This window comes from Halorussus aquaticus (genome assembly GCF_024218795.1).
Classification (GTDB): Archaea; Halobacteriota; Halobacteria; order Halobacteriales; family Haladaptataceae; genus Halorussus; species Halorussus aquaticus.
On the sequence record NZ_CP100400.1, the window covers coordinates 3450097 to 3466531 of the forward strand.

16 protein-coding genes and 1 tRNA gene are annotated in these 16435 nt (G+C 65.1%); 12 read left to right on the forward strand and 5 right to left on the reverse strand.

The genetic code is table 11. The features are described 5' to 3' along the window. Positions 1-22: 22 nt before the first annotated feature. Positions 23-1138: a PQQ-dependent sugar dehydrogenase gene (locus tag NGM06_RS17770; protein WP_254268241.1), complete on the forward strand. Its 1116-nt coding sequence runs from the start codon at positions 23-25 to the stop codon at positions 1136-1138. A 99-nt stretch (positions 1139-1237) separates the two neighbouring features. Here the strand turns inward: NGM06_RS17770 and NGM06_RS17775 are convergent, their stop codons facing one another. Next, positions 1238-2506 (reverse strand): aryl-sulfate sulfotransferase, encoded by a 1269-nt coding sequence (locus NGM06_RS17775; protein ID WP_254268242.1) that lies wholly within the window; start codon positions 2504-2506, stop codon positions 1238-1240. A gap of 116 nt (positions 2507-2622) precedes the next feature. On the opposite strand from NGM06_RS17775, the gene NGM06_RS17780 reads away from it, so the two are divergent. After that, complete coding sequence (locus NGM06_RS17780) at positions 2623-2895, forward strand: DUF7577 domain-containing protein (RefSeq protein ID WP_254268243.1); 273 nt, start codon at positions 2623-2625, stop codon at positions 2893-2895. A gap of 52 nt (positions 2896-2947) precedes the next feature. Next, positions 2948-3655, forward strand: a complete 708-nt coding sequence (locus tag NGM06_RS17785) for an Nmad3 family putative nucleotide modification protein (protein WP_254268244.1) — start codon at positions 2948-2950, stop codon at positions 3653-3655. 123 nt (positions 3656-3778) lie between these two features. On the opposite strand, the gene NGM06_RS17790 is transcribed toward NGM06_RS17785, so the two are convergent. Continuing rightward, positions 3779-5269, reverse strand: a complete 1491-nt coding sequence (locus NGM06_RS17790; RefSeq protein ID WP_254268245.1) for an aldehyde dehydrogenase family protein — start codon at positions 5267-5269, stop codon at positions 3779-3781. 306 nt (positions 5270-5575) lie between these two features. Between NGM06_RS17790 and NGM06_RS17795 the strand changes: the two genes are divergently transcribed. The 5 genes from NGM06_RS17795 to NGM06_RS17815 all read left to right on the forward strand — a co-directional run bounded on the left by NGM06_RS17795 (position 5576) and on the right by NGM06_RS17815 (position 10329). Further along, positions 5576-6328, forward strand: a complete 753-nt coding sequence (locus tag NGM06_RS17795) for a pirin family protein (protein ID WP_254268246.1) — start codon at positions 5576-5578, stop codon at positions 6326-6328. Positions 6329-6463: 135 nt separating this feature from the next. Beyond that, positions 6464-7024, forward strand: a complete 561-nt coding sequence (locus tag NGM06_RS17800; protein WP_254268247.1) for an NAD(P)/FAD-dependent oxidoreductase — start codon at positions 6464-6466, stop codon at positions 7022-7024. Between the two features lie 145 nt (positions 7025-7169). Continuing rightward, entirely contained in the window at positions 7170-7790 is a 621-nt protein-coding gene (locus NGM06_RS17805) for a TetR/AcrR family transcriptional regulator (protein ID WP_254268248.1), read from the forward strand. 106 nt (positions 7791-7896) lie between these two features. Continuing rightward, a complete protein-coding gene (locus NGM06_RS17810; protein ID WP_254268249.1) occupies positions 7897-8673 on the forward strand; it encodes a helix-turn-helix domain-containing protein in 777 nt (258 codons plus the stop codon). A 159-nt stretch (positions 8674-8832) separates the two neighbouring features. After that, positions 8833-10329, forward strand: a complete 1497-nt coding sequence (locus NGM06_RS17815; protein WP_254268250.1) for an amidohydrolase family protein — start codon at positions 8833-8835, stop codon at positions 10327-10329. Positions 10330-10384: 55 nt separating this feature from the next. Here NGM06_RS17815 and NGM06_RS17820 read toward each other — a convergent pair. Continuing rightward, positions 10385-10455 (reverse strand) — tRNA-Gly (locus tag NGM06_RS17820). Between the two features lie 260 nt (positions 10456-10715). On the opposite strand from NGM06_RS17820, the gene NGM06_RS17825 reads away from it, so the two are divergent. Next, positions 10716-11513 carry an NAD+ synthase gene (locus NGM06_RS17825; RefSeq protein WP_254268251.1) on the forward strand — a complete coding sequence of 266 codons (798 nt, stop codon included), beginning with the start codon at positions 10716-10718 and terminating at the stop codon, positions 11511-11513. A gap of 1 nt (position 11514) precedes the next feature. On the opposite strand, the gene NGM06_RS17830 is transcribed toward NGM06_RS17825, so the two are convergent. After that, complete coding sequence (locus NGM06_RS17830) at positions 11515-12138, reverse strand: Hsp15 family protein (protein WP_254268252.1); 624 nt, start codon at positions 12136-12138, stop codon at positions 11515-11517. Positions 12139-12374: 236 nt separating this feature from the next. Between NGM06_RS17830 and NGM06_RS17835 the strand changes: the two genes are divergently transcribed. Then, complete coding sequence (locus tag NGM06_RS17835; RefSeq protein ID WP_254268253.1) at positions 12375-13493, forward strand: site-2 protease family protein; 1119 nt, start codon at positions 12375-12377, stop codon at positions 13491-13493. A gap of 162 nt (positions 13494-13655) precedes the next feature. On the opposite strand, the gene thiL is transcribed toward NGM06_RS17835, so the two are convergent. Beyond that, positions 13656-14549 (reverse strand): thiamine-phosphate kinase, encoded by an 894-nt coding sequence (gene thiL, locus NGM06_RS17840; RefSeq protein WP_254268254.1) that lies wholly within the window; start codon positions 14547-14549, stop codon positions 13656-13658. A gap of 236 nt (positions 14550-14785) precedes the next feature. Between thiL and NGM06_RS17845 the strand changes: the two genes are divergently transcribed. After that, positions 14786-15829 (forward strand): lysylphosphatidylglycerol synthase transmembrane domain-containing protein, encoded by a 1044-nt coding sequence (locus NGM06_RS17845; protein ID WP_254268255.1) that lies wholly within the window; start codon positions 14786-14788, stop codon positions 15827-15829. Positions 15830-15910: 81 nt separating this feature from the next. Then, the gene (locus NGM06_RS17850; protein WP_254268256.1) at positions 15911-16366 is read left to right on the forward strand and encodes a 30S ribosomal protein S19e; all 456 of its coding nucleotides are present in this window, start codon (positions 15911-15913) and stop codon (positions 16364-16366) included. Positions 16367-16435: the final 69 nt, after the last annotated feature.

Below are 16435 nucleotides of genomic sequence, written 5' to 3' on the forward strand. Positions count from 1 at the left end.
CCGTGGTCACGTTGCCTGACGTATGCAGCGGCGCGTCTACCTGCGGTCGTTGACAGCGACGATGGGAGCGGTCGGAGCCACTGGCTGTCTACGGACCGCCGGGGACGAACCGACTACGACGACCGAACAACCTCGGTTCCGCACGGAAACGGTGACGATGGAACTGGAGGTGCCGTGGGGTGCGGCCTTCGCCCCGGACGGCGACCTCTACCTCACCGAACGTCCCGGTCGCGTCCAGCGAGTCGCCCACGAGAACGGCCGCAAGGAGCAGATCGCCGACCTCACCGACGTGGTCGCGGCGCGCGGTGAGGGCGGACTGCTCGGTCTCGCAATCCACCCCGAGAACTCCGATGTCGCGTACACCTACCAGACCTACGAGAGTGAGAACGGACTCGCCAACCGAGTCGTGCGTCACCGAATCTCGGACGACTTCGTCCGCGAGTCGGTCGTCCTCGACGGCATTCCGGCGGCGTCCATCCACGACGGCGGCCGCATCGCCTTCGGGCCGGGCGGTTCCTCGGACGCGTCCGACGGCGCGCTTTACGTGACTACCGGCGACGCGGGCGAGAGCGGTCTCGCACAGGACCGCGACTCCCTCGCCGGGAAGGTCCTCAGACTGACTCCCGACGGCGAACCCCACCCCGACAACCCCTTCGGCAACGCCGTGTTCACCTACGGCCACCGAAACCCGCAGGGACTCGCGTGGCGCGAGGGCACGCTCTTCGGCACCGAACACGGTCCCTCGTCCGACGACGAAATCAACGTCCTCCGCGCAGGGAACAACTACGGATGGCCCGAAGCGATGGGGCCGACCGACGGCCGACGGTTCACCGACCCCATCGAGTCGTACACGCCCACCATCGCGCCCGGGAGCGCGACTTTCTACCACGGCCCGGTCGAGGACTGGCGGGGCGACTTCTTCTTCGGGACGCTCGCCGGGACGCATCTCCACCGAGTACGTATCGACGATACCGGGAACGTCGTCGGACAACAGCGCCTGCTCGACGGGAAGTACGGCCGCCTCCGAACCGTCTTCACCGGGCCGGAGGACCACCTCTACGTCACGACCAGCAACCGCGACGGAAGGGGGACGCCCGCACCGCAGGACGACCGCGTACTCCGAATTCAGCCCGCCTGAGGCTTGTCGCGTCTCTTCTGTTCTACTCCCGAGTGCGGGTCACCGGTCCGGAGCGCAGGTCACTCGTTCCGAGTACCGGTCACCCCGCACGAGCGCCGGTCACCCGTCCCGAGCAACCGCGACGCTGCCCTCCAGGAGGAGCAAGAGCGTCCCGAGAACTATCCCCGCGAGCGTCAGGAGTTCGGGGAGGTTCATCCACGAGGGGAACACGAACGCGGCGTAGGCTTCGGCCTGCTTCAGCGTACTCTGAACCGAGTCGGTACCGACGTGGCGACTCCGGAGTTCGGAACCAGGGACCGTCTCGTGGTCCTCCTCGGGGACGGAGAGTCGGTCGGCGGTGTATGGCATCTGGACGCCCTCGTACGCCCAGACCACCTCCCCGCGCTCGTTGACCTCCACGACGCGGTCGTTGAACGTGTCCACGATGAGGGTGTTGCCGTTCGGGAGTCGGTCGGCGTCCCGCGGCCAGTGGAGCAGGCCCCGGCCACCGTACTGCCAGACGACTTCGTCGGTCGTCGCGTTGAGTTCGACCACGCGGTCGTTCCCGCTGTCGGCGACCAACACCGTCCCGTTTCGGAGTTCGTAGGGGTTGTGCTGATGGTCGAGAATCTCGGTGTTGCCCGGTTCGCCGACGACGTTCACGATGTCCTTGGTCTCGGGATTCACTTCGACGACCACGTCGAAGTTCCGCACCGAGAGCTGGAAGTTGCCGTTCTCCAGTTTGTCGATGTCGTTCATGTGGGTCCAGTCCTTCTCGCCGCCCGGGTCGGCCGGACCGCCGTACGTCTCGTGGAACTGGGTGCCCTCCGCGAGGTGGTTCTCTGCCTGCCACTCCCACGTAATCGCGCCCGACTCGTTCACGACGAACGCCCGGTCGTTGCCCATGTCCACGATGGCTGTGTTGCCGTTTTCGAGGCGGTCCACGTCGTGGACTTCGTGGTGGGTTATCTTCTCGTCGTACCACGAGTACTCCCAGACGACCTCCTTGGTCTCGTAGTCGAGTTCCACGACACTGGCCTCGATACACTGTTCCGAGGCGACTTCTAACTGCTCGTCGGGACACTTCGCGGGCGGAAGTTTCGTCGTGACCGCCACGAGGAAGTTACCGTTGTCTAACTGCTCGGCGTCGAAGACCCGCGAGTTCGGCGGGTCGAACTTCCAGACGACCTCGCTCTTCTCGTTCAGTTCGAGTAGTTTTCCGTCCAACCCGTAGCTCTGCACGCTGACGAGCGTGTGGCCCTCGTAGGGTCCCTCGGCGGCGGAGGTGGCCGAGACGCCCTGATTCGCGGTCAGGCCCTGCGCGCCGAGAATCAGCACCAGCAGGAACACGAACCACGCGAGATACCGCATCCGCCGTCGTCGCTTCATACGTTGTCCAGTCGTCGATCCGTTTAAGAGCTGACGGTATCCGGCGAGACCGCCCGACGCGTACCGAAACCGAGTGCGTCAGAAGAGCAAAGTACCATGACACCATATACCACGATATGGGCGTCTGGGGATGGATCGTCCTCTACGTACTCCTCTTCTCGCTCGTCCAGTTGCTAATCTATCGGTATCTCCGGAGTGACGAGGACGCGCCGCTGTTCCGCTCGACGCCGCCGAACCGGGAGACGGCCCCTCTCGAAGAGGTCCGGGAACTCGACGACCGGCACCGCAACGACGACCCGTTGGTCGTGGTCTGTCCGCGGTGCGGGACGGAGAACGACACCGGGTACACCTACTGTCGGAACTGCGTCAGTCCGATGTCGGCGCGGTGAGGCCTCGCGTCCGAGAGGTGGGCTTTTCCCGACGTAACACGGAGCGTGTCGTATGCCACGCGCCGTCGCCATCAACGTCGGAGCCAACACGAACGCGCCCGGCGTCCGCGGACCCATCTACCCGGACGGTCGGTTCGAGTTCGTCCCCATCCCCGAGGAGGCCCCGACCGGCGAGTCCGTGCCGACCTACGCCGACCTCTCGCTCGACACCGACCTGCCCGCCGGGAGCGCGGACGCGCCGGTCCACCTCGACCCGGAGTTCGCCGAGTACCCCGAGTGCGAGCGCTACACCTACGGCGACCCTCACGGCGTGAAGGCCCGGCCCCTGCTGGACCTGCGCGAAGGCGACTACGTCCTCTTCTACGCCACCCTGACCGCTCGCGGCGACCCCGAGCGAGAGTGGATTTCGCCCGATTGGGGCGCGTACCTCGTCGGCCAGTTCCGCCTCGCGCGCGACCCGGTTCCCGGCGACGCGTACGCCGACCTGCCCGCGGACGAGCGCGAGACCTTCCGGAACAACGCCCACGTCAAGCGCGAGGAGTTCGACGCCGCGGTCCTGCTCGCGGGCGACGAACGGGAGTCGGGGCTGTACGAGACCGCGGTTCCGCTCAGTTCCGCCGAGCAGGGGTCGGAGGCCAACCGGGTGGTGACGGACCTGTCGAGCGACTCCGGGAAGGGACCGTGGTGGCGACGCCCGATGACGTTCGACGCGGACGCGACCGCCGAACTGCTGGAACTGGTCGAGAACGGTTTCGAATGAACCCTTACACGGCGTTCCCACCGGTGTGGCGTGAGACCGACGAGGACGGGGATCGAGAAGAAATGACGGTCGAGAACGAGACGACGGTAAAAAATGAAACGACGGTAGCGCGGGGAGTCGCGCTTAGAACGGGTAGTCGCGCGCGTCGCGCTGAATCGAGACCCACTTCGTCTCGGTTATCTCGTGCAGGAAGGCGTCGCTGTTGTAGGTGCCCATCCCGGAATCACCGATACCGCTGAAGGGAACGTGCGCCTCGTCGTTGATCGGTTGGTCGTTGATGTGGACGTTCCCGGTCTCCATGCGGTCGGCGATGTCCTTCGCGACTTCGAGGTCACCGGAGTGGACGGCCCCGGAGAGACCGTACGGGGTGTCGTTGGCGATTTCGACAGCCTCGTCGATATCCGAGAACTGGATGACGGGCGCGATCGGGCCGAAGTGTTCGTTACACGCGGCCGCCATGTCGTTGGTCACGTCCGAGAGGACCGTCGGCGCGACGACCAGCGAGTCGTCGGTCTCGTCGATATCGACGGTTTCACCGCCCGTTTCGAGGGTAGCACCCGCATCGACGGTGTCCGCCACGTATCCGAGCATCTCGTCGCGCTGGGACTCGTCGATGATCGGGCCGACCACCGTGTCCTCGTCGTGGGCGCTCCCGGCCGGGAGCGCCTCCGCACGCTCGACGAGGCGGGCGACGTACTCGTCGTAGACGTCCTCGTGAACGATGTGGCGGTTGATGGAGATGCAGACCTGTCCCTGATGGACGAACGACCCGAACGTCGCGCCGTCGATAGCCCGGTCGAGGTCGGCGTCGGCGGTGACGACGAACGCGTTGTTCCCGCCGAGTTCCATCGCGGGGACGGCGAGGTTCTCGCCCGCGAGTCCGGCGACGCGTTGGCCGACTTCCGTCGAACCGGTGAACGAGACGACGTCGCTCTCGGGGTGGCTCGCGACGCGGTCACCGATGTCGGAGCCTCGCCCGGTGACGACGTTCAGCACACCCTCGGGGAGGTCCGTCTCTTCGAAGAGTTTCGCGAAGACCAAGCCGCCCGTAATCGGAGAGTTGGTCGAGGGCTTCAGGACGACGCTGTTCCCGGCGGCGATGGCCGGGGCGACGGCGCGCATCGAGAGGTTGAGCGGGAAGTTCCACGGCGAGATGACCGTGACGACGCCCTTCGCTTCGCGTTGGACGAGGTTCTCCTTGCCGGGGATGTTGGAGTCTACGTGTTCTCCCTTCATCCGGCGCGGTAGCGTCGCCGCCTCGCTGGCGTGGTCGGAGGCGATCTGGATGGAGGTTTCACCCATGATGCGCGACCCGCCGACTTCGTGTGCCAGCAGGTCGATTATCTCCTCGCTGTGGTCCTGAACCGCTTGGAGGAACTGTTGGACGACTGCCTGTCGCCGCGCCGGTGGCTGCTCACTCCACTCGGCCTGTGCGGCCGCGGCGGCCTCGTAGGCGGCGTCCACGTCCGCCTCGGTCGCGGCGGAAACCTCCGCGATTGCCTCGCGAGTCGAGGGGTCCTCGACGGTCAGGGTCTCGCCGCTTCCGCTCGGGGTCCACTCCCCGTCGATGTAGAGCGCGTTCCAATCGGCGTCGATCGAGAGGTTGCTCGTCATTTGCGTTTTACCAAATGGTAGAAAACAGTAAAAGGGGCGCGAACGAGGAGAGGGTTTCCTGTTCACAAGTCGTGAACATTCGACCCTCGGAAACGTAGCCGTCTACGGAGTTCGCCCGCGAAAACGAGTAGAGAGACGCACACTCGATATGCGACGTCGTCGGTGGAGTCCTCCGCGACCGAGATTCGAACGTGGATAACGGTGATTCCCGTCCGTAGAGGGTTGTTCCTCAAGTCTGTACTCTATCCATTGCAGGAGAAGCATCTATTCCGACGGATTTTACCGTATGGTAAACGAAACGGTGGTATGAACCAGTCCGACCGAGGAGGAGCGAACCCCTCTGGTCCTCTCCCCGGCGGGGAAGTCCGACACGGGACGGGAGTGCGTTCGAATCGCGCCTTTCCGACGGACGACTATCCGTCCAACCTCGACCCGTTCGTCCTCTTCGAACGATTTTACATCAGTTCCGGGGAGGGGTTCCCGATGCACCCCCACCGAGGGTTCGAGATAGTCTCGTACATGCTCGACGGCGGAATGGAACACGAGGACTCGCTCGGCGTCTCCAACACCGCCGACGAGGGCGACGTGATGCGCATCACGACCGGAAGCGGTATCCAACACTCGGAGTTCCCTGCTCGCGGAAGCGATTGCAACGGACTACAGCTCTGGGTGAATCTGCCGCGGGAAGCGAAGGACGCCGACCCGGACTACGTGGATGCGGACGCCGCCGACCTTCCGACGGAGGGACGGGACGGCGCGACTGTCACGACAGTCGTCGGTGACGGCTCGCCGATAGAACTGCACACGCCGATGGAGTATCTGGACGTCTCCGTGTCCGACAGTTGGTCTTGGTCGATTCCGGACGAGTGGACGGGGTTCCTCTACGGCGTCTCCGGTGACGGGACGGTAGACGGGGACGCGTTCACTACCGGGGATGTCCTCCCGGTTACCGACGGCCGGGACGTCGAACTTCGGAGCGAGGACGCCCTGCGTGTCGTCGCGATTTCCGGTCGGCCCCACGACGAGCCAATCCGTCAACGCGGTCCGTTCGTGCTGTAGCTCTCGCCGTACCGCCGTTTACTGTCGAGCGTGTCGAACGTTCGGAAGGGCGACTACTCGGTGAGCGACCTGTGGACCACCGCCGTGTTTTACCAGATGGTAAGATACTTTTGTCCGGAAGCAGTCGTGTCCACTATGGTAGACGTAGCTGTCGTCGGCGGCGGTCCCGCCGGACTGAGTGCTGCACTGTACGCCGCGAAGAACGACCTCGAAACGGTCGTCTTCGACACCGACGAGTCGTGGATGCACAAGGCCCACCTCTTCAACTATCCCGCGGTCCGAAGCATCAGCGGCGACGAGTTCCTCGAGGTCACCCGCGGTCAGGTCCGCGACCGCGGCGCGACGCTTCGCGACGCGGAAGTGACCGCCGTCGAGCAGACGGACGACGGATTCGCCGTCGCGACGGCGGACGACGAGTACACCGCGACCTACGTCGTCCTCGCGACAGGTGGCGACCGGAGTCTCGCCGAAGCACTCGGTTGCGAGTTCACCGACGAAGACGTCGTCGAGGTGAACGTGGACATGGAGACGTCAGTCGAAGACGTGTACGCGACGGGTGCCATGGGACGAGCGGAGAAGTGGCAGGCGGTCATCGCGGCCGGTGACGGCGCGGCCGCCGTCCTCGACATCCTCTCGAAGGAGAAAGGCGAGTACTACCACGACTTCGATATGCCGTCCGACGTCCCGGAACTGTAACGGCTCCGAACTGTCCTCCCGTTCGGTAGCGCCTTCGTTCGAACGACGTTTTGCGCGATACTCGCTCAGAGCCTCCTCGAATCACACCCTCGTGGATTCGGTGCGGAGAAACCGCTATGAGTCCCCACCCCGAAAGACCCACAACATGAGCGAATCGGAGGTGGAGGTCGACTCCAAAGACACCCGCGAGGTAATCATGGAGGCGACCTTTCGCGCGCTGAGCGAGCACGGGTACAAGGACTTGCGAGTGCGTGACATCGGCGACGAGATGGAGATGTCTCGTCAGGTGATCCACTATCACTTCGACGGGAAGTACGACCTGCTCTCCTCGTTCCTCGAATACATCATCGACCAGTACGAGGGGAGCGTCGAGGTGGAGGGAGAGACGAATCCGCGCTCGGAACTCGACGCGCGAATCGACCAGTGTCTCTTCGGTCCCGAGTTCGACGAGTTCTCACACTGGGACCGAATGAAGGTGTACCACGAACTGTACGCCCACGCCCAGAACGACGAGCAACATCGGGAACTCTTCGACGACCACTACGCCCGTATTCAGGGCAGCATCGTCGAAGTCATCGAAGCGGGAATCGCGGACGGCGAGTTCCGCGAGGTGAACGCCGAACGGATGGGACAACTCGTCACCGACGTGATTCACGCGGCCCGGGAACGACGGATTTCGCTCGACCACGAGGACGCCCCGGCGGAGGCCCGGAAAGCCATCGACGAGTTCATCCTCGACTCGTTGTACCCACCGTCCCGAACGTGAGTAGCACCGCCGTTCTGTGACTTCTCCGAGTTCAGCGGTGGCTTCCGACGGGGGATTCGGTACATTCCAACCGAGCATTCATCGGCGTACGACTCGTACGCTCCGTATGCGCGAGTTCGATTTTACGGTCGTCTACAGCGAGGGGGCGGACCACTTGATGGACGTGTTCATCGAGTTCCCGCAACTGTACTCGCGGACAGTCTCGTGCCACGTAACCCGCGATACGATGTGGCGAGTAGACGAAGTCACCGGGCCGAAGGAGGCCCTGTCGGCGTACGACGACCAGCTGACCAATCTCCAACGCTGTTCCAGTCTCCGCGGGATGGGAGGCTGTCAGGTCGATTGGACGTACGAGACCCTGACGACGGAACCGACGCGGCGACTCATCTACTCCAAGCAGTCCGAGGGCGAGGGCTGTCGGTCGATTCCGTATCTCGCCGCGGCCCGCCTCGGCGACGGAGTGCTGTGCCGGGCGGAACAACACGGCGACGAGTACAGGTGGCAGATTCTCACGGACGACGACGCGGCGATGAGCACTATCTACGAGGAACTCAGCGAGAACCTCCGCGACGGACTCGAACTCAGGTTCGGACGACTCGAACAGTCCCCCGAGTGGGACGACACGCACGGAACCGGCGACGACCTGCCGTACGAGCAGCGAGAGGCGCTCGAACTGGCCGTCGAGTACGGCTACTACGAGACGCCGCGAGAGATGTCGCTACAGGAGATTGCCGACGCCGAGGACGTTCCGACATCGACGTTACAGTACCGCATCACTCGCGCGGAGTCGTGGCTCGCGACGACCTTCCTCTCGAACCGGATGGCCGACGCATCCGACGGCGCTGCGGTGAACCGGTTACCCGGCGTGACGAGTGACGACTGATACGACTCGTTTTCCGTCGTAGAAGACGACCAGTTCTCCGTGGTAGCGTCCCCGGCCAGCGGCGTTCGTCGATATCGAATCGCAGGACGGGACGGCTTTGGTATGTTCCGAACGAGGGTCTATCCAATCTTGCGACGAACCACGAACTGCAGAGATTCCATGACGGACCAGCAAGACGGGAACGGACCCGACGTATCGAGACGGAACTACCTCAAGGCTGGCGGTCTGACGGTGTCGTCGCTGTCGTTCGCGTCGCTCGGTAGTGCTGCCGAGACGCGAGCGGAGTCGCCGCGGAACGACACGACCGAGCGACCCGGTCAGTCGCCCGACCGCGTCCTGATAAAGAACGGGACTATCGTTCCCGTGGACCCGGACGTCGGTGTTCGCCGGAACGCCGACCTGCTCGTCGAGGACGGACAGATAGAGGAGATAGACCGGCACGTCGAAGCGCCGACCGCCGAGGTCATCGACGCCAGCGATTCCATCGTCCTCCCCGGTTTCGTGAACGCGCACCTCCACACGTGGGAGGCGGGGGTTCGCGGTATCGCGGGGAACTGGTCGTTCCTCGAGTATCTGGAGAAGATGCTCGGCGAAATCAGTAGCCACTACCGACCCCGAGACGCCTACCTCGGCAACCTCTTCGGTGCAGTCGAGCAGCTAAATGCCGGTGCCACGACGGTTCTGGACTGGTTCCACATAGCGAACTCTCCGGGCCACACCAACCGCGCGATAGACGGTCTGGAGGACGCCGGTATCCGTGCGGTGTTCACGCACGGGCCGCCCGGTGACAACAGTGCGAAGTGGTGGGACGACAGCACGGAAACCCATCCGGACGACGTTCGACGACTGAACCGCGAGCGGTTCCCCGCGAACGACGGCCTCCTCACGCTCGCGATGGGTATCCGCGGCCCGGACTACTCGACGGACGACGTGGTTACCCACGACATCGAACTCGCTCGCGAACTCGGGATTCCCGCGTCGATGCACGTCGGTTCGCTCGGTCCCGGAGGGGTATCGACTCTCGACGAACTCGGACTTCTCGGCGACGACCTCAACTACATCCACGCCAATCGACTCACCGAGGAGGAGTTCGAACTCATCGGTGAGTCCGGCGGGTCGGTATCGACTACCCCCGAAGTCGAGATGCAGATGGGGATGGGAATGCCTGCTCTCCGGAAGACGCTGGACGCGGGTGCGATTCCGTCCGTCGGCGTGGACATCGTCTCGAACGTCAGCGGCGACATGTTCACTCAGACTCGGATGGCACTGCAGGTCCAGCGGGCGCTCGACAACCAACCGACCGTCGAGCGCAACGAGCAGATAGACACCGTCTCGCTGACCGCGCGACGCGCGCTCGAACTCGCGACCATCGACGGTGCCCGTGCGCTCGGACTGGCCGACGATATCGGGTCGTTGACGCCGGGGAAGCGCGCCGACATCACGCTCATCGAGACGGACGACATCAACACGTCGCCGGTCCACGACCCCGTCGAAACGGTCGTCTTCCAAGCGGGCCTCGCGAACGTCGACACGGTACTCGTCGACGGCAACATCGTCAAGCGCAATGGGCTGTTGTACAACGAGACCGCACAGAAACACCAAGACCGACTCGTCCGGTCGGGTCGTCGGATTCTCCGAGAGGCCGACGTGTCGTAACGTCCTCTAACGGGCGGAGAGGCGACCAGACTCGCAGCGAAGTTCGCCGCAAAAATGCGCCGACCGGGAATTGAACCCGGGCTATGAGCTTGGGAAGCTCATGTCCTACCACTAGACCACCGGCGCGCTCGTCGTTACGCTCCTCGCGCGCCGAGGTTCGCAAATCTTCCGGATTTGCTCACCACCGGCGCTCACTGCGTTCGCGCCGAGCATCGACGGACTTCGTCCGTCTCACCACCGGCGCTCGGTTGCGTTTCTCGTTTCTCTCGCACGCCACTTCAACGTAGCGTTTCAGCCCAACCTTTCGACGGGCGTAGACCTGCCCATTCGTCCAGAAATCTCTGCCTTCCGGGAGTATTTAGACACCGCCTCGCTTACACACGTCCATGATAGACCTGCGGTTCTCCGAGTCGGAACTCGAAGCGCGCCGAGAGCACATCGTCGAGTTCATCCGCGATACCGCTGCGGACGCGGGCACCGATCGGGCGGTCCTCGGACTCTCCGGGGGTATCGACAGCACGCTCACGGCCCACCTCGCCGTGGAAGCGCTCGGCGAGGAGAACCTCCACGGACTGGTCATGCCCGGCGCGGTCAGCGACGAGGAGAACATGAGCGACGCCGAGTGGGTGGCTCAGGAGTTGGCCATCCCCTACGACGTGTTCGAGATAAACCCCATCGTGGACGCCTTCCTCGACACCTACCCCGAGGCGGAGGGCGACCAACTCGCGGTCGGTAACGCCCGCGCCCGGTCTCGGGCGGTCCTGAACTACCTCGTCGCCAACCACGAGGGTGCGCTCGTACTCGGCACCGGCAACCGGAGCGAGGCGCTGGTCGGCTACTTCACGAAGTACGGCGACGGCGCGGTCGATTGCCATCCCATCGGCAACCTCTACAAGCAGCAGGTCCGCCAGTTGGCCGCTCACGTCGGCGTACCGGACGAACTGGTCGAGAAGCCGCCGACCGCCGGACTCTGGGCGGACCAGACCGACGAGGAGGAACTGGGAATCGGATACGACAGCCTCGACGCCATCCTCGCACTCCACATCGACGGTCCGCTGTCGGTCACGGCGACCGCACGCGAGGTGGAAGAACTGACCGAGGAAGCGGTCCGGCGCGTCCGCGGGATGTACGAGCGAAGCCGACACAAGCGCCGAGTCCCGCCGTCGCCGGAACCGCTGGAGTAGGCTAACTCCCGGACGCGTTCGCGACGATTCGCACGTGGTCGCCCTTCTGAAGGACGTACTCGGCGGAGGTCACCCGCTCGCCGTTCACCCGCACCTCGACCGTCTCGTTCGGGTCGTCGCCGTAGGTCGTCCCGTCGTAGGTGACTGTCTCGTTAGTAACCTCGATGCCGAGCGTCTGCATCGCGTAGGCGAGCGTCACGTCCTTCGCGTGGACGTGCCACTGTTGTCCGTCGCCGTTCTCGAAGTGGAAGGCGTCGGCCTGCAACTGGAACCGCTGTCGACTGAAGTCCAGTTGCTCGCCACCGATGCTGACGTCGATGGTCCCGTGATAGTGGACCGACCCTACCGCGGACGGACCGTTCGTTCCCGTCCCGCCCGTCTCCGCTCCGCTCGACCCCGGCGCGCCGCTGGAGAAGAACACCAGATACACCAGCAGACCGCCGAGCAGTATCGCACCGACTCCGGCCCCGTACAGCACGGCGTTCGACCCGCTCTCCTCGGCGTCTAACTCGGCGACGCGACGCCGTTCTATCCGACCGAGTTCGTCCCCGTGTTCGTCCCGAAGGTGTCGCAGGTACGCCGCTTCGTCGTCGAACGACGCTCCGCAGTGTTCACAGTCCTCCATACGGACACTCCCCTGTCTTCATCGGATTCGAGTACGACCCGGAGCCTTTCAGTCTTTGCGCCGAGGGCGAACGGGACGCTCTACGACTTGGACTCCCAGCACTCGCACGAGCGCGAACACGTGAATTGGAGTCCGAACGGCGTCCCGAGTAGCGCCGTCGGTCGAACCCCACTTCGGACAGATTTCCACCGCTCCGTCCGGGGGTTTATCAATAGTCGCGCCGTAGCGCAATCTGAATGGGTTCGACCGACCCGCCCGCCGACGGTCCATCGCTGGAGCGTTTGAATGCCGTGTTCCGCGTGTACGACGCCCGCCGCGACGGCGACCGGCTAGTGTACTACGGCGAACCGCTAGTCGCCCGCGAGCAACTGCTCGACGCCGTCTGGCCGCTGTTCCGCGAACACGGCTACGAGGTAACGTTGACCACCGAGACCGGCGAGTACGTTCTCGTGGCCGAACCGGCCGACAACAGCATCGACGGGATTCCGTGGACGAACATCGGACTGTTCGTCTTGACGGTCGTCTCGACGCTCTACGCCGGAAGTCGGTGGTACCACATCAAGCCCTTCGAGAACCCGGCGAGGATAGTGGAGGCGTGGCCGTTCACCGCCGCGGTCCTCGGCGTGTTGCTCACGCACGAGTTGGGCCACTACGTGATGACTCGGTACCACGGCGTAGACGCCACGCTGCCGTACTTCATCCCGATGCCCTCGCTCATCGGGACCATGGGAGCGGTCATCCGGATGAAGGGACAGATGCCCGACCGCGAGGCGCTGTTCGACATCGGCGTCGCGGGGCCGCTCGCTGGCCTCGTAGCGACGATTATCGTGACCGCAATCGGCGTCAGCTTACCGGCCGAACCAGTGCCGATGCAGTACGTCAACAGCGCCAACACCATCGAGGTCCAGTTCGGCTATCCGCCGCTCCTGAAGTTCATCGCGTGGGCGCTCGGCGAACAACTCACCTACGCCGACCCCACGAAGATGGTCAGTCCGGTCGTCATCGGCGGGTGGGTCGGGATGTTCGTCACGTTCCTGAACCTCATCCCGGTCGGCATGCTCGACGGCGGTCACATCGTCCGGGCGATTCTCGGGGAGGAACAGGAGCGCATCGCCGCGCTGGTCCCGGTGGCGCTGTTCGGACTCGCGGCCTACGTCTTCTACGTCGAACACGTGAGCAACGCCTCGGTCCTGTGGGTGTTCTGGGGCTTACTGGCGACGTACGTCGCCTACGTCGGCCCGGCCCACCCCATCGACGACGAGGGGTTGGACTCGACGCGGAAGGTCATCGGGGTTCTGACGTTCGTGCTGGGAATCCTGTGTTTCACCCCGGTCCCCATCGAGATAATCACGTGACGGCGGTCGCGGCTCAGTGTCGGCGCGGTACGACGACAGTCGCGGTACGGCGCTGACGCGGTACGGCGGCGGTCGCAGCTCCGTGTTGACATAGCACGGCGGCGGTCGCTACGATGGAAACGTCACCTTCGAGACGAACGCGGTGTTCCGACGTAGCGACCTCTATCCTCCGCCGTGCGTGTACCCTCTGTCTGGCAACGTCTCGCCGTCCATCTCGACCCCGGACGCCGTGACCTCGCCGACGACCGAAATCGGGGTCGGTGACGCTTCTCGTACGGTTTCGAGGGCGCGCTCGGGGACCGTGAAGACGAGTTCGAAGTCCTCGCCGAAGAACACCGAGCGCTCTCGGACCTCCGCCTCGCTGTCGGCCACCTCGCGGACCGCCTCGTCCACCGGGAGCGCGTCCCACCGGACCGAGAACCCGCAGTCGCTGGCCGCCGCGAGCTGGTGGAGCGACCGCGCGAGACCGTCGCTGGAGTCCATCATCGCGGTGGCGTACGGGGCGACTATCCGGCCCGCCTCGACTCTCGGTTCGAACCGGAACAGGTCGTTCGCGCGCTCCGTGTCGTTCCGTTCGGAGTCGCCGCGCTCGAACAGTTCGAGCGCCGCGCCCGTGCGCCCCAGAGTTCCCGTGACGCAGACGCGCTCGCCCGGACTCGCTCCCGAGCGCAGCACTGGGTCGTCGGTTCGTCCGAGCGCGGTCGTCGCCGCCGTGAACTCCCGGCTTTCGTCCAAATCGCCGCCGACGTACTCCGCGCCGACCGCCTCGCACACGTCGCTCGCGCCCGCGACGAAGTCCCCGAGGTCGGCATCGTCGAATTCGGGCGCGGCGTACACCGCGACTGCGGCGGTGGCTTCGGCACCCATCGCCGCCACGTCCGACAGCGACGCCCCGACCGACCGCCACCCCGCGGTGTATCGGGTCGTCCCCGCCGGGAAGTCGGTCGTCTCGTGGAGCATGTCGGTCGTCAACACCTGTCCGTCCACGACCGCCGCGTCGTCGCCCGCGTGCGAGAGTCGGTCGGTGAGAAACGACAGTGCGGCCCGCTCGTCCATGCCCCGTGGTTGTCCGTCCGCGGTGAAAGGTCTGCGGTCTCGGACGCGTGAGACCGTACCTCGGCACGGCGAACGTCGGTGATTCGACTCGCTGGAGGAGCGGACGCGTCCTGTCCGGTCGAACTCGCGCGAAGCCGAGCGGTCGACTGCGGCCGGTTCGGTTCACGCCGACTCTTCGTCTCTGTTAAACCACGTCTCCGGTGGCTTCAAGCCCCGACCGACCGTCTGTGGACGCGATGGACGTAGACCTCGGAGACGCGCGTTCGATACTCGTCGGGTTCGGCGCTGGCGCTGTCGTCTTGGTCGCGCTCTACTCGCTGGTCGGACTGGAGGACGTGGCGTCTGCGCTCTCACGGGCCGACCCGTGGCTGGTCGCGTCGGTCTGCGTCGTGGCGATCGGATGGCTGTTCGCGTGGGCCATGGCGCTCCGGACCGTCCTCTCGGTCATCGCGGTCGAGGTGTCGGTCTGGCAGGCGTTCCTGCTGTTCGCCGGGGCGACGTTCGCGAACAACGTCACCCCGTTCGGGCAGGCGGGCGGCGAACCCTTCAGCGCGCTGCTGGTCTCGCGGACGACCGGGACCGAGTACGAGAACGGACTGGCGGCGGTCGCCAGCGTGGATACGCTCAACTTCGTGCCGTCCATCACGTTCGCGCTCGTCGGCGTGGGCTACTACGCGACCCAGTTCACTGCGGGCGACAGGGTGGAACTCGCCGCGCTGGCGCTCGTCGCGCTGGCGCTCGGGGTTCCGACACTCGCGTACCTCGGGTGGCGGAACCGACGCCGCGTCTCCGAGTTCGTCGTCTCGGCCGCGGTCCCGGTGGGACGGACGCTCGGTCGCGCCGTCCCCGGAGTCGCACCTCCGGACGAGGCGGAGATTCGCGGCCAAATCGAGGGCTTCTTCGCCGCGCTGGAGCGCGTCGGGGGCGACCACCACAAACTGGCGGTCGCGCTGTCGTTCTCGGCGCTCGGGTGGCTACTGCTGTCGCTGTCGCTGTGGCTCTCGTTGCTCGCGCTCGGCCACGCCGTCCCGTTCGCGGCCGCGCTGTTCATCGTCCCCCTCGGGAGCGTCGCGAGTATCACACCGTTGCCCGGCGGTCTCGGCGGCGTGGAACCCGCGTTGATTCTACTCATCGTCCCTATCACGGGCGTCGATGCCGGGACCGCCGCGGCCGCCGCGGTCCTCCACCGCGGAGCGACCTACCTGCTCCCGGTCCTGCTCGGCGGAAGCGCTACCGCCATGCTAGAGGCCAACAACGTCCACGAATCCGCGAGCGACTGACCGCCATCGTGCGGCGTTCTCTCACACTCAGCCACGGTCCGGAACGATGCCTTTAAACGCCGCGGAACGGAATTCGTGGGTATGACGACGCTCTACGACGTTCCCGCGGACGACCTCATCGACGCGGTCGCCGCGAACCTGGAGGACCGAATCGACGAACCCGACTGGGCCAAGTACACCAAGACCGGCGAGGGCCGCGAACTCCCGCCCGAACAGGAGAACTTCTGGCACCGACGCGCCGCCAGTCTGCTCCGGAAGGTCGCCACCGACGGTCCCGTCGGCGTCGAGCGACTCTCGACCGAGTACGGCGACAAGAAGGACGGCTCGAACCGCTATCAGGTCGCTCCGGAACACCGCACGGACGGAAGCAAGAAGGTCATCCGGACGATGCTCCAGCAACTCGAAGACGAGGATCTCGTGGACACGGAGGGCAGCGCGGGCCGCATCGTGACCGGAGAAGGCCGCAGTCTTCTCGACGACGTCGCGGGCGAGGTCATGGAAGACCTCGACCGGCCGGAACTCGAACGCTACGCGTAGACGACGCCGAGGTATTTTTCGCCGCGCCGACCAGTCGGTCGCTGCTCGGCACTGCGGTAACCGACACCC